The sequence below is a fragment of the Alphaproteobacteria bacterium genome, assembly GCA_017308135.1.
Classification (GTDB): Bacteria; Pseudomonadota; Alphaproteobacteria; order CACIAM-22H2; family CACIAM-22H2; genus Tagaea.
The window spans coordinates 511406-523898 of record JAFKFM010000006.1 but is presented as its reverse complement, the minus strand read 5'-3'; the positions used below and the strand labels follow the sequence as shown (position 1 = coordinate 523898).

The window sequence follows — 12493 nt, the reverse complement described above, 5'->3', positions numbered from 1 at the left end:
CGAGTGCGCGGCCGGGTCAAGCAGCCGTTTCGCGACGACGCAATTTAAGGAAAGTCGCGGGCCTTCCTTCCAGGCGCGACTTAATTCCGTAACGCGTTTCGATCGCGTCGGCGGGGATCAGACGCCAATCGTCGGCGGTCCGCGCCGTCCATTCGAAACCGGGATGGATCAGCACGCGCTGCAACATCCAGATCAGATAATCGGGATCGTCGGTCGCGAGGCGCAATTCCCCGCCCGGCTTCAGCATGCGCCACGCCTGATCGAGAAACGGCTTCTGGATCAGGCGGCGCTTGTTATGGCGCGCCTTGGGCCAGGGATCGGGGTGCAGCACATAGATCGCTTCGAGCGCGCCGTCGGGAATGCCCGAAAACAGCTCGCGTGCATCGCCGCGATAGAGCCGGACATTGCGCAGGCCCTTCTGCTCGAAATGGCGCAGCATCGTCGCGACACCGTTCATGAACGGCTCGGCGCCCAGGAACGAAACATCCGGGTTGTTCGCGGCTTGATGGGCGAGGTGTTCGCCGCCGCCGAAGCCGATCTCCAGCCGCAAACGTTCGGGTATTTGGCCGAACGCGGCGGCGAGGTCGAGCGGCGTGGTCACCGACAGCGCGTCGAGATGTTTCTCGATCAGCGCCGTCTGGTTCGGCTTCAACCGTCGGCCGCGTCGCCGTCCGTACGAATGGAGCCAATCCGAATGAACAAGGCGCCGGGGGGACCCCGGCGCCTCGTCCGTCTCGTTGCTATCGTCGTCGGGGGCGATCAACGCACGCCGAATTCCGACTTCAGATCGCGCACCAGATCCGTCTTCTCCCACGAGAAGCCGCCGTCCTTCTCCGGCTTGCGGCCGAAATGGCCGTAAGACGAGGTGCGGCGATAGATCGGGCGGTTGAGCTGCAGATGGGTACGGATGCCGCGCGGGCTGAGGTCCACGAGGTCCTGCAGCACCTTCGACAACTTGCCCTCGTCGACCTTGCCGGTGCCATGCGTATCGACATAGACCGACAGGGGCTTCGCCACGCCGATCGCGTAGGCGAGCTGGATCGTGCAGCGTTCCGCGAGGCCCGAAGCCACGACGTTCTTGGCGAGATAACGCGCGACATACGCGGCCGAGCGGTCGACCTTCGTCGGGTCCTTGCCGGAGAACGCGCCGCCGCCATGCGGGGCCGCACCGCCATACGTGTCGACGATGATCTTACGGCCGGTGAGGCCGGCGTCGCCGTCCGGACCGCCGATGATGAACTGGCCGGTCGGGTTCACGTAGAACTCGGCTTCCGGGATTTTCCAGCCCTTGGGCAGAACCTTCTGCACATAGGGGCGGACGATCTCGCGCACGTCGTCCTGATCGACCTTGGCCGAATGCTGCGTCGACACGACGATCGCCGACACGCCCACCGGCTTGCCGTTCACGTAGCGCAGGGTGACCTGGCTCTTCGCGTCAGGCTCGAGATACTTCTCCTTGCCCGAGTGGCGCGCTTCGGCCATCAGGCGAAGGATATTGTGCGAATACTGCAAGGGGGCCGGCATCAATTCTTCGGTTTCGTTCGTCGCGTAACCGAACATGATGCCCTGGTCGCCCGCACCTTCGTCCTTGTTGCCGGCGGCGTCCACGCCCATGGCGATGTCCGCCGACTGGCCGTGCAGCAGGACTTCGACCTTGTTCTTCTTCCAGTGGAAGCCGTCTTGCTCGTAGCCGATTTCCTTGACCACTTCGCGCGCGATCTTTTCGATCAGCGGCGCGTTGACCTTGCCGCCCTTGAGCATCGGCGCCTTGGGGCCGCACTTCTTGGCGTCGAGGCGGACTTCGCCGGCGATCACGATCCGGTTGGTCGTCGCCAGGGTTTCGCAGCCCAGACGCGCATAAGGATCGACCGAAAGAAACGCGTCGACGATCGCGTCGGAAATACGGTCGCACACCTTATCGGGGTGGCCTTCGGACACGGACTCGCTGGTGAAAACGAACTCGCCCTTGCGCATGGGCCGGCCTCCAAAACCGGGAACGTTGAACGGCCGGCGCATCTTTCGCCCGGCCGCCGGGCGGATTTTCCGCCCGGAAACATGAACGCGCACGAAGCCCCCGGCATTCCCGCCCAGGGCCCCTCACGCGCGGGGTTTGTGGCAAGGTTCGGGCCCCCCGTCAACCACACGGTTGAGGGGGCCGGTCTTTAGCTTTTCTTGGGCGGGCGGCCGCGGCGCGGACGGTCATGGACCCGCGAATCCGGGTCGTTTTTGGCCAAAGTGCGCATCATGGTGACCATATTCATCCGCACCTGACGGTCGGTCAGGTCGTAGTAGGCGCGCACCAGCTCCAGCGTCTCGCGCTTGGCCATCGGGTCCAAGTCGAAAGCCGGCGTCGGGCCTTCGGCCACGCCCTGCATATGCTTGCGGCCATGCGAGGCGACCTCGCCCGGCATATCTTCGTAGAAATAGCCGACCGGCACGTCGAGCACGCGCGCGGCTTCGTAAAGGCGCGACGCGGAAAAGCGATTGGTGCCGCGCTCGTTCTTCTGCACCTGCTGGAAGGTGACGCCCAGCATCTTGCCCACGTCGTGCTGCGACAGGCCCAGCACGGTGCGGCGTTCGCGGAAGCGCTTGCCGACATGGATGTCGATCGGATTCGGCCCCGGCGACGCGCGACCGCGCCGGCCAAGGGGATTGCCGCGCCGTTTCTTCGATTTCGCTGCCATGTTCGAATCCTCGCTGCGGACGAACGCACGACTACGTTGCGCGCCGTTCCGGGTACATTTGTAGGAAGAAAGTACCTTAGAAGGGAAGAGGTTCGATTCAGAAACGACCGTCAGGCGATCCCGTTTTCTCGCGCGCGAAGCCAAATCGCGACGAAAATCGCCAACAACGCCGCCAGCATTAGATCGCCCCATCGCGCATAGGGTGTTGGCGCGGCCGCTTGCGGCAAATCGGCGTCGAGCACGCCGACGATTTCAAGACCGAGAAAGGCGCGCACACGCCCGCGCGCATCGATGATACCTGAAATACCACCACCGGCGGCGCGCACGACCGGCAGTCCTTCCTCGACCGCGCGCAACCGCGCGGCGGCGAAATGCTGGAACGGTCCGGCGGAATAGCCGAACCAGGAATCATTGGTGACGTTGAGGACGAATCCCGGTCGCGCAGCTTCATCCACGGTGCGGCCAGGGAAGATGATCTCGTAGCAAATCGACCCGCCCGCCGGCGGCAAGCCGGGGATCGCGATGGTTGCGGGGCCAGGACCGCGCGCGAAATCGCCGCTGCCGGGCACGATGCGCTCGATCGGCAGAAGCCCGCGCAGCGGCACGTATTCGCCGAACGGTACCAGATGCGCCTTGTCGTAGTTGGCGAGCATGTTCGCCGCCCCGTCGATCGCGTGCAGCGAGTTATAGGCGGCGGCGATGTTCTGCCCGTCGAGTTCCAGGCGCACCGCACCGGTGATCAACATGCCGCCGGGCGGGGCGGCGTCCGCGACTTGGCGGCGGCGTTCGGCGATGCGCGGGTTCGTCCCCCAAATCGGAAACGCCGTGGCGGTTTCCGCCCAGATCACATGGGTGCGCGTTTCCCAGCCCGGCACTTTGGACAACGCGATCGTGCGCGCGAGATTGCCTTCGCGCGCGAACGCGTCCCACTTCAATTCCTGCGGCACGACCGGTTGCACCAAGCGCAGCGCCACACCCGGTACGTTGTTCGTGGGACCGGTCGAAAGATGCCAGAGCCCGCCGATCCAAAGTGCGGCGAGCAAGCCGATCGCGGCCAGCACCGGCCGAAGGCGCAATGTCGCGGGCAATGCACAGATCAACACCGTGATCGCCGACAAGCCATAGGCGCCGGTCAACGCCGCGAATTGCAGCGGCGCATCGGCGACGCTCCAGATCGAGCCGATCAGATTCCACGGGAAACCGGTCAGCACATGGCCGCGCGCGTATTCGGCGATCGTCCAGGCGATGGCGAGGGCGATGGCGCCTGCAACACCTTGCGCGCCCGCGCGCACCACCGCGAATGTCGCCACACCGATGAACGCGGCCAAGAATCCCGACAGGCCGAACACGGCGAAAGGGATCATCCAACCGACGCGTTCCCATTCGATCAGCAGCGCGTTGGCGATCCAGTAAAGTCCGACGACATGCAGGCCAAAGCCGAACCACCAGCCGGTGGCGAAGCCGGCGAAGCGTTTCGCCGGATCGTCGCTTTGCAACAGCAGCAGCAGGCCCGCGAACGCGACGAAAGCGAGCGGCACCAGGCCCAAAGGCGGCAGCGCCAATGCGGCGCAAATGCCAAGCCCCGCGGCATAGAAACGCCGCCGCCAGCCGGTCGCGGTTTGCAGGCGCCGCGCGATGTCGGCGATGAAATTCACGCTACTCGGCGGCGCTTTCTTGGCTGGGTGCCGCTTGGGCGGCGCGCGCCTTCAAGCGTTTGATGCGGCGCGGGTCGGCGTCGATGATTTCGAATTCGCAGCCGCCGGCATGGCGGATCACTTCGCCCCGGCCGGGGACACGGCCGGCCATGGCGGCGACGGCGCCGCCCACCGTGTCGATATCGGCTTCGCGGGTTTCGTCGTCCAGCGTCAGGCCCGTCTGATTCTGGAATTCCTCGATCGACACGCGCGAATCGACCAGCCACCCGTCGGCGACCTTCTGCAAACGCGGACGTTCGTCGACGTCGTGCTCGTCTTCGATGTCGCCGACGATCGCTTCGACCACGTCTTCGATGGTGACGAGCCCGTCCACACCGCCGAATTCGTCGACAACGAGCGCGAGATGCGTGCGCGTCTTGCGCATTTCCAGCAGCAAATCGAGTACGCGCATCGACGGGGCGACGAAGATCACCTTGCGCATCACGTCGGCGAGCTTGGCGCCCGATTTCGTTTCGCGCGCGCGCAGCACGTCCTTCAAATGCACGAAGCCGACGACGTCATCGAGCGTGCCGCGATAGACGGGGACGCGGCTATGCGCTTCGCGCGCCAGGAACGCGGCCAGCTTGTCGAGATCGACTTCCAGCTCGATCGCCACGATATCGGCGCGCGGCACCATCACGTCTTCGGCCGTGACCTCGCGCAAGCGCAACACGTTGGACAGGATCGCGCGCTCGGCCGCCCCCATCGGTTCGGCCGGCGTTTCGCTTTCCTCAATGATTTCTTCGATCGTGTCGCGCAGCTGCTCTTCCGCCGCATCCCCCTTGGGGCGCAGCAGATCGCGCAGCCGCCCGCGCAATCGATCCGCGAAACTTGTTTGCGACTCGCTCATTCTTTCACCTGATGGACTCGATAGGGATCGGCGATGCGCAAGCGGCGGAGCACGCGGCGTTCGCGCGCCTCCATCGCCAGCGCTTCGGGCACTGTCTCGTGGTCCCACCCGAGCAAATGCAGTGTTCCGTGAACGACGAGATGGGCGAGATGCGCCCCCAAGGTCTTGCCTTGCGCGCGCGCTTCGGCGGCGCAAGTCTCGTAAGCCAACGCGACGTCGCCCAGCGTGCCGGGCGTTTCGTCGGGGAAGGACAGCACGTTGGTCGGCTTGTCCTTGCCCCTAAAATCGTGATTGAGCGAACGCAGCAGCGTGTCGCCCGCCAGCACGTAGCGGATCTCGCCGCGCGAAGCGGCCCCGTCCAACGCCGCATTCGCCGCCCTGCGCACGACCGTTTCGGGTCCGCGCAGGGCGCGTCGCCATCGCGGATCGTCGACGGAGACGGACAGAAGCGCGTTCATTTGCTCTGCTCTTCGCGCCGGCGATAGGCTTCGACGATGCGCCCGACCAGCGGATGGCGCACGACGTCCGCACCCGTGAAATGCGTGATGCCGATGCCCGGCACGCCGGTCAGCGTGTCGAGCGCTTCGGCGAGACCCGATTTCTGGCCCGGCGGCAAATCGATCTGCGTCAAATCGCCGGTCACGACCATGCGGCTGCCCTCGCCCAAGCGGGTCAGGAACATCTTCATCTGCATGGGCGTGGTGTTCTGCGCTTCGTCGAGAATCGCGAACGCATTTGCCAAGGTGCGGCCGCGCATGAAGGCGAGCGGGGCGACCTCGATTTCGCCCGACGTCAAACGCTTGGCCACCAAATCGGGCGGCAGCATGTCGTGCAGCGCATCGTAGAGCGGGCGCAGATAGGGATCGACCTTCTCCTTCAAGTCGCCCGGCAGGAAGCCGAGCCGCTCGCCCGCTTCGACCGCGGGGCGCGACAGGATGATGCGATCGACCTTGCCGGTGATCAGATGATCCACGGCGACCGCGACGGCGAGATAGGTTTTGCCGGTACCCGCCGGGCCGATGCCGAAGACGAGTTCGTTCTGCTTCAGCGCCTTCAGATAGGCGCCTTGCGTCGCCGTGCGCGGGGCCACGCGCCGCTTGCGCGTGGCGATGGCCAGCGCGTCGGCGTCGAACAATTCGCGCTCGCCCGTGCCGCCGTTGCTCGGCGTGGTGAAGCGCACCGCCGCTTCGACCTCGCCAAGGTCAATCGGCAGGCCCTTCACGAGCTTGGCGTAGAGCGCGTTCAGCGCGTCGCGCGCCGCCTCGGCGGCCGAATGCGGACCTTGGATCCGCACCTCGTTGCCGCGCGAGGCGATGTCCACGCCGAGCAATTGCTCGATCCGCGCGAGGTGCCGGTCATGCTCGCCGTAGAGCGAGGAAAGAAGTCGGTTGTCGTCGAAGGCCAGATGAATGGGTCCGCTCAAGCCGACAACCTTTCCTGGGTTTGATCGTGGACGACCCCCGACAGCGAATTCGAACTGCTGGCGAGAATTCGGGTGGGAAGAACCTTACCGGCCGCATCGTCCGGCAATTGCGCGTGCACCGCTTGCAGCCACGGCGTTTTGCCGATCAGCTGGCCGGCATTGCGCCCGGGGCGTTCATACAGCACGGGCACGATCGCGCCGACGGTCGCGGCGTTGAATGCGTCCTGCTGTTCGCGCAGCAAGGCTTGCAGCTTGTAGAGCCGTTCGTCCTGCACCGCTTCGGGGATCTGCTTGTCGAGCAACGCCGCCGGCGTGCCCGGGCGCGGAGAATATTTGAACGAGAAGGCTTGCGCGAATTTGACTGCGCGGATCAGGTCGAGCGTGGCTTCGAACTCGGCCTCGGTCTCGCCGGGGAAGCCGACGATGAAATCGCTCGACAGCGCGATGTCGGGGCGCGCCTTGCGCAGCTTCGCGATCAGGTCGAGATATTGGCGCGCCGTGTGGCCGCGATTCATCGCTTCGAGCAAGCGATCGGAACCCGACTGCACGGGCAAATGCAGGAACGGCATCAAAGCGGGCGTATCGGCATGGGCGGCGATCAGATCGTCGTCCATGTCGCGCGGATGGGATGTCGTGTAGCGGATGCGATGCAGACCTTCGATCCGCGCCAAGCGGCGCGCGAGCGCGCCAAGGCCAAGCTCGTTACCCGCCTCGTCCACACCATGGAACGCGTTGACGTTCTGGCCGAGCAGCGTGATTTCGCCGACGCCGTTCGCGACCAGCGCGCGCGCTTCGCGTTCGATCGCGGCCACGTCGCGCGAGAATTCCGCGCCGCGCGTATAGGGAACCACGCAGAAGGTGCAGAATTTGTCGCAGCCTTCCTGCACGGTCAGGAACGCGGCCACACCTTGATTGGCGCCGGGGGCGGGCAAATGGTCGAATTTCGATTCGACCGGAAAATCGGTGTCCAGCGCCGCCCCGGCCCCGCGCGTCGCACGCGCGACCAATTCGGGCAGGCGGTGATAGGCCTGCGGGCCCAGCACCACGTCGACATAGGGGGCGCGGGCCAGGATCGCCTCGCCTTCGGCCTGCGCCACGCAACCGGCGACCGCGAGCAGCGTGCCGTTCGCGTCCTTCAACGGTTTCAGGCGCCCGAGCTCCGAGAACACCTTCTCGGCGGCCTTCTCGCGGATATGGCAGGTGTTGAGGATGACCAGATCGGCGCCGTCGGGCGTCTCGACTTGGCTGTAGCCCAGCGGCGCCAGGACATCCGCCATCTTCGCGGAGTCGTAGACGTTCATCTGGCAGCCATAGGTCTTGATATGGAGCTTTTTCACGTAAGGCCGGGAATCCAAGGACAAATGGTACTCGCCGCCTCCCCCTGGGGAAAGCCCCTAGACGGTGGCGGGGGCGGCGTGTGTCGCATGCGGCGGCGGGACCGGCAAGGGCCCGGCCCCGCGCCCGGCCAGGGTCGCGGTCAGGGTTCGGCCGATCAGCGATTCGCAGTGATGTGCCAAAGCCTTACGCGATCCGGCCTGGGCCAAGGTGGTCGGTTCGTGGAAGATCACCTCGACCTCGATCCGGCCCAGCCCGGCGACATGCAGCAGATGCGGACCTAGATCCATATCGCCGTACCATGCTACCGCCGGGCGGAAATAGCGGCCCATCGGCATGCCGTCGAGTCGGGTCCAGGCGATGGTGACGGGCTGGACGACGATCGGCGCCGCCCCTTCCGGCCGTTCGGCCACCGCGAACAAGGCGCTTTTGAACCGGCAGATACGATTGCCGTCGCCGGTCGTGCCTTCGGGGAACAGGACCAGCGCGCCGCCCGCGTCGAGGCGTGCGGCGATCGCGTCGCGTTCCTTGCCCACGCTGGCCTGCCGGCGCGCGACGAACACCGTGCGCTGTAACTTGGCGAGCCAGCCGAAGAGCGGCCAGCGCGCGACTTCCGATTTGGCGATGAAGCTGAGTTCGGTCAGCGCGCCCAGAACGGTGATGTCGAGATAGGAGATGTGATTCGACACGAACAAGGTCGGCCGCGCTTGCGACGGCATGCCGGTCACCTTGATATCGAAGCCCAGAATGCGCGCGCAGTTGCGGTGATAGAAAACCGGCAGCGTCCCGGCACCGCGCGAGCCGAATGCGACGAACACCGCCTGCACCGGCATCAGCGTCAGCGTGAAAACGAGATAGACCGTCAATCGCACGACGGCCAAAGCGCGCGAGCCGGCTTGGTTCAATTGATCAACTCGCGTCGCCGGACGGGCGGCTGTAGTGCTTCAAGTATTTCGCGGTGACATCGTCGGTCACGACCAGAATGCAGACGTCGATCGTGTTGAACTCGCGATCGATGACGGCGCCGTCGCCGACGAAACCGCCCAGGCGCAGATAACCTTTGATCAGCGGCGGCAAGGCCGCGATCACGGCGCGCGCATCGAACGCGGCGGCGGCGGCTTCATGCTTGGCCTCGCCCGCCGGCAGCAAATTCATATCGACATAGCGTTCGGGCAAGGCGCGCGTGCGGATCGCTTCGGGCGCCAAGTGATTATGGTGCAGATAGGACAGCGCCGCCGCGTGGGTTTGCGGATCGGTGCCGGGCAGCGAGGCGCAGCCGAACATCACCTTGATGCCGTGGCGGAAGGCGTAATGGGCGATGCCCTTCCACAAAAGCTGCATCACCGCGCGGGTGCGATGTTCCGCATCGACGCAGGAACGGCCGAGCTCCAGGATCTCGCCCTCGACCGATTCCAGGCGCGAAATATCGAACTCGGTCGCGGTGTAGAAACCGTCATGCGCGCGGGCGACGGACCGGCGCAGCAAACGATAAGTGCCGACGATCGCCGCCGCCCCTTCGCCCTTCAACCGATCGAGCACCAGAAGATGATCGCAATATTCGTCGTATTTGTCGGCGTCGCGGCCCGTGGCCAAAGCGGCCGCATCGGGCTTGGCGCCGAGTTCGTCCACGAAAACCCGATAGCGCAAACGCTGGGCCGCTTCGATTTCGGCCACGTCGCGCGCGAGGCGCACTTCAAGATCGCCCGAAACGATCGGCGCGAAATCGGCGTCGATAAGACCGTCGTTTTTGGGCAATGCGCTCATTGCTTGGGTTTCTCCGGTTCGGGCGTGTCGATCGGCACGCCGTAAAGCTCCAGACGATGCCCGATCAACTTGTAGCCGAGCTTGCGGGCGATCTCGGCCTGCAACTGCTCGATCTCTTCGTTATGGAACTCGATCACCCGGCCGCTTTTCACGTCGATCAGGTGGTCGTGATGTTCCTCGGGCGCTTCTTCGTAGCGCGCGCGCCCGTCGCCAAAATCGAGCTTCGTCAGGATGTTCGCTTCCTCGAACAGCTTCACCGTCCGATAGACGGTGGCGATCGAGATGCGCGGATCGATCGCCGCGGCGCGGCGATAGACCTGTTCCACATCCGGGTGGTCGTCGGCGTCGGACAGGACCTTGGCGATGACCCGGCGCTGACCGGTCATCTTCAGGCCTTTTTCAATGCAGAGGGCTTCCAGGCGGCGCGGCATGCGTCGGGGTTCTCCGATGTCGTTGGGCGGATACGCCATGCCATCCATACGTCGTCCTCCGGAAGCGAATCGGGGGCCTGGAGAAGTTCGCGAGGGATGTACCGTCATTATATGGCGGGGTGATGACGGCCGTCGACGTATCCGGGGTAAATCAGTCCGCGCCGCGCTTGCGCTTGGACTTGGTGCCAAGCCCCAAATCGCGGGCTAACTGACTGCGTTTCTTGGCATAATTGGGGGCGACCATCGGATAATCCGACGCCAAACCCCATCTTTCGCGATATTGCTCGGGCGTCATGTTGTAGGCGGTTTTCAGGTGCCTTTTCAACATCTTGAGCTTTTTCCCGTCTTCCAGGCAGACGATAAAGTCGCTGGTCACGGATTTTTTGATCGGCACGGCGGGCGACGGGCGCTCGGCCGCCGGGGCCGCCCCCTGGCCGATTTCGTTCAGCGTGCGATGGACCTGGCGGATCAAGGCCGGCAGATCGTCCACCGCGACGGTGGTTTTGGAGACATGCGCCGCGACGATATTCGCCGTCAGCGCCAGCAAATCGGCTTGTTTCGATTCGGTCATCCCGGCGATATAGGCGCTGACCCGTTACCGAACAACCCAAATAAATTATGGAATTGGCGGCGCGATTTTCTTGGGCTCGATCATCATCGTCAGGGCATCGACCAGCGAATTCCCCGCGCGGCGATAGTAATCCTTGCGCCGCCCGATCTCGCGAAAGCCGAGCATCCGATAAAGCGTCATCGCCCCCCGATTATCGGCCGCGACTTCCAGATGCAGGGCCCGCGCGCGCGGCACGACCGACGCGACCGCGCGCACCAAGGCTTCGCCCAGGCCTTGGCGGCGAAATTCCTCGGCCACGCAAATCGTCAGCAACTCGGCCTCGTCGGCCGCGAGCCGCCCCAGCGCCATGCCGGCCGGCATTTCGCCGTCGGCCGCGAGGATCGCGTAGACGCCGGGCGAGCGCAGCACCTCGTCCATCGAGTTGGGGCCCCAGCCATCGTCGAAACACGCGCAATGCAGCGCCGACAGCACTTCGCCGTATGTTCGATCGACGACGCGCAGTTCGATCATCGCGGTTTGGCCTGGGTGATCGCCGGCGGATGAATGTAAAGCGGCACGAGCTTCGCGACCGGGGCGGCCTGCGCCGCCAGCGGTGCAAGCAGATCGGCACGCGGCAAGGCCGGGCCTTCGGCCACGCGCGCGCGCTTGCCCGAGGCGGTCAAAGCCGCAACGAACTCCGCCGCGCGGTCGCCGCCGACCAAGAACGAATCGCCGGATGCGACGAAGCCCGACGGTGTCGCGGCATAAGGTGTTTCATCATCAACGCGGACGAAGGCTTCCTCGCGCTTCGAATCGAAGGCGATCAGTAAACGCTCGCCGGGCGTAGGTTTGGCCAGCGCCGACGCGACCACCGAAAAGCAATCGATGCCGGCATATTCCGTACCGCAGGCGGTCGCGATGCCTTGGGCGGCGGCCAACCCGGCGCGCAAGCCGGTGAAGTGCCCCGGCCCGATCGTCACGCCGATACGCGTGAGGTCGAGGGCGTTGATCCCCGCCTCGCCCAGCGTTTTGGCGATCAGCGGCAGCAAGGCTTCGGCGTGGCCGGTCGACAGCGGCGTATGATTCGCCGCAACAATGCGGCCGTCGATCCAAACGGCGGCGGAGACGGCGGCAAACGCCGAATCGAGGGCGAGGAGTTTCATGCCTGGCCCGCCGGTGCTAGAAACGGCGCATGACTTTGGTCGCCATCACGCCGCCGGCTTTCGACGTCGAATTCGACTTGGCCTACGCCACGCCGCGCAACTTCACCGGCAAGCCGGTCTATGGCCGCGCGGCGGCGTTTCTGCACCCCGACGCGGCCAAGCATTTGAAGCGCGCGATCGACCTGGCCGCCGCGTTGGGCCTGCGCTTCCGGCTGTTCGACGCGTTCCGCCCGTCCGAAGCGCAATGGAAGCTGTGGAATTTCCGTCCCGATCCCGATTTCCTTGCCGATCCGCGGCGCGGCTCGCCCCATTCGCGTGGCGTCGCCGTCGATCTCACGCTGATCGACGCCAAAAGCGGCGAAGCGCTCGACATGGGCACCGAATTCGACGCGTTCACGCCCCTGTCCTATCACGGCGACACGCAAGTATCCGAAACGGCGCAGCGCAACCGTTTCCTGTTGCTCGGCCTGATGTCGGCGGCGGGATGGGATTTCTACTCGCGCGAATGGTGGCACTATCAGCTCTTCGACGCACGGCGCTATCCGGTCCTGTCCGACAGCGTGCTGCGGCAGGGCCTGATGGCCCAGGAATGACGGCGC

15 protein-coding genes are annotated in these 12493 nt (G+C 65.1%); 1 reads left to right on the top strand and 14 read right to left on the bottom strand.

The window, feature by feature from the left end; genetic code table 11:
• Positions 1-16: 16 nt before the first annotated feature.
• The 14 genes from trmB to tsaB form a co-directional block, all read right to left on the bottom strand.
• A complete protein-coding gene (trmB, locus tag J0H39_02860; GenBank protein ID MBN9495672.1) occupies positions 17-760 on the bottom strand; it encodes a tRNA (guanosine(46)-N7)-methyltransferase TrmB in 744 nt (247 codons plus the stop codon).
• Entirely contained in the window at positions 760-1974 is a 1215-nt protein-coding gene (locus J0H39_02855; GenBank protein MBN9495671.1) for a methionine adenosyltransferase, read from the bottom strand. The genes trmB and J0H39_02855 overlap by 1 nt, the downstream gene beginning before the upstream one ends.
• Positions 1975-2162: 188 nt before the next feature.
• A complete protein-coding gene (locus tag J0H39_02850; protein MBN9495670.1) occupies positions 2163-2684 on the bottom strand; it encodes a helix-turn-helix transcriptional regulator in 522 nt (173 codons plus the stop codon).
• 110 nt (positions 2685-2794) lie between these two features.
• The gene (lnt, locus tag J0H39_02845; protein MBN9495669.1) at positions 2795-4330 is read right to left on the bottom strand and encodes an apolipoprotein N-acyltransferase; all 1536 of its coding nucleotides are present in this window, start codon (positions 4328-4330) and stop codon (positions 2795-2797) included.
• Between the two features lie 10 nt (positions 4331-4340).
• On the bottom strand, positions 4341-5228 hold the full coding sequence (locus J0H39_02840; GenBank protein ID MBN9495668.1) for an HlyC/CorC family transporter: 888 nt from the start codon (positions 5226-5228) through the stop codon (positions 4341-4343).
• A complete protein-coding gene (ybeY, locus tag J0H39_02835; protein MBN9495667.1) occupies positions 5225-5686 on the bottom strand; it encodes an rRNA maturation RNase YbeY in 462 nt (153 codons plus the stop codon). The genes J0H39_02840 and ybeY overlap by 4 nt, the downstream gene beginning before the upstream one ends.
• Entirely contained in the window at positions 5683-6651 is a 969-nt protein-coding gene (locus J0H39_02830; GenBank protein MBN9495666.1) for a PhoH family protein, read from the bottom strand. Before J0H39_02830 ends, ybeY begins: the two co-directional genes overlap by 4 nt.
• The gene (gene miaB / locus J0H39_02825) at positions 6648-7952 is read right to left on the bottom strand and encodes a tRNA (N6-isopentenyl adenosine(37)-C2)-methylthiotransferase MiaB (GenBank protein MBN9495665.1); all 1305 of its coding nucleotides are present in this window, start codon (positions 7950-7952) and stop codon (positions 6648-6650) included. The genes J0H39_02830 and miaB overlap by 4 nt, the downstream gene beginning before the upstream one ends.
• A 93-nt stretch (positions 7953-8045) precedes the next feature.
• Positions 8046-8819 (bottom strand): 1-acyl-sn-glycerol-3-phosphate acyltransferase, encoded by a 774-nt coding sequence (locus J0H39_02820; protein ID MBN9495664.1) that lies wholly within the window; start codon positions 8817-8819, stop codon positions 8046-8048.
• Between the two features lie 76 nt (positions 8820-8895).
• Positions 8896-9750: a GNAT family N-acetyltransferase gene (locus J0H39_02815; protein ID MBN9495663.1), complete on the bottom strand. Its 855-nt coding sequence runs from the start codon at positions 9748-9750 to the stop codon at positions 8896-8898.
• Complete coding sequence (locus tag J0H39_02810) at positions 9747-10181, bottom strand: transcriptional repressor (GenBank protein MBN9495662.1); 435 nt, start codon at positions 10179-10181, stop codon at positions 9747-9749. The genes J0H39_02815 and J0H39_02810 overlap by 4 nt, the downstream gene beginning before the upstream one ends.
• A gap of 151 nt (positions 10182-10332) precedes the next feature.
• Positions 10333-10752, bottom strand: a complete 420-nt coding sequence (locus tag J0H39_02805) for a MucR family transcriptional regulator (GenBank protein MBN9495661.1) — start codon at positions 10750-10752, stop codon at positions 10333-10335.
• A 45-nt stretch (positions 10753-10797) separates the two neighbouring features.
• On the bottom strand, positions 10798-11262 hold the full coding sequence (locus J0H39_02800; GenBank protein MBN9495660.1) for a GNAT family N-acetyltransferase: 465 nt from the start codon (positions 11260-11262) through the stop codon (positions 10798-10800).
• The gene (gene tsaB, locus J0H39_02795; protein MBN9495659.1) at positions 11259-11894 is read right to left on the bottom strand and encodes a tRNA (adenosine(37)-N6)-threonylcarbamoyltransferase complex dimerization subunit type 1 TsaB; all 636 of its coding nucleotides are present in this window, start codon (positions 11892-11894) and stop codon (positions 11259-11261) included. Before tsaB ends, J0H39_02800 begins: the two co-directional genes overlap by 4 nt.
• A 29-nt stretch (positions 11895-11923) precedes the next feature.
• On the opposite strand from tsaB, the gene ddpX reads away from it, so the two are divergent.
• Positions 11924-12487, top strand: coding sequence for a D-alanyl-D-alanine dipeptidase (ddpX, locus tag J0H39_02790; protein MBN9495658.1), 564 nt, complete (start codon positions 11924-11926; stop codon positions 12485-12487).
• Positions 12488-12493: the final 6 nt, after the last annotated feature.

Excerpts from the sequence above, each read along its gene's own strand:
- J0H39_02855 (MBN9495671.1), bottom strand. The coding sequence starts at position 1,974 with ATGCGCAAGGGCGAGTTCGTTTTCACCAGCGAGTCCGTGTCCGAAGGC.
- J0H39_02850 (MBN9495670.1), bottom strand. The coding sequence starts at position 2,684 with ATGGCAGCGAAATCGAAGAAACGGCGCGGCAATCCCCTTGGCCGGCGC.
- J0H39_02840 (MBN9495668.1), bottom strand. The coding sequence starts at position 5,228 with ATGAGCGAGTCGCAAACAAGTTTCGCGGATCGATTGCGCGGGCGGCTG.
- ybeY (MBN9495667.1), bottom strand. The coding sequence starts at position 5,686 with ATGAACGCGCTTCTGTCCGTCTCCGTCGACGATCCGCGATGGCGACGC.
- miaB (MBN9495665.1), bottom strand. The coding sequence starts at position 7,952 with ATGAACGTCTACGACTCCGCGAAGATGGCGGATGTCCTGGCGCCGCTG.
- J0H39_02820 (MBN9495664.1), bottom strand. The coding sequence starts at position 8,819 with ATGCCGGTGCAGGCGGTGTTCGTCGCATTCGGCTCGCGCGGTGCCGGG.
- J0H39_02815 (MBN9495663.1), bottom strand. The coding sequence starts at position 9,750 with ATGAGCGCATTGCCCAAAAACGACGGTCTTATCGACGCCGATTTCGCG.
- J0H39_02810 (MBN9495662.1), bottom strand. The coding sequence starts at position 10,181 with ATGCCGCGCCGCCTGGAAGCCCTCTGCATTGAAAAAGGCCTGAAGATG.
- J0H39_02805 (MBN9495661.1), bottom strand. The coding sequence starts at position 10,752 with ATGACCGAATCGAAACAAGCCGATTTGCTGGCGCTGACGGCGAATATC.
- J0H39_02800 (MBN9495660.1), bottom strand. The coding sequence starts at position 11,262 with ATGATCGAACTGCGCGTCGTCGATCGAACATACGGCGAAGTGCTGTCG.
- tsaB (MBN9495659.1), bottom strand. The coding sequence starts at position 11,894 with ATGAAACTCCTCGCCCTCGATTCGGCGTTTGCCGCCGTCTCCGCCGCC.
- ddpX (MBN9495658.1), top strand. The coding sequence starts at position 11,924 with ATGACTTTGGTCGCCATCACGCCGCCGGCTTTCGACGTCGAATTCGAC.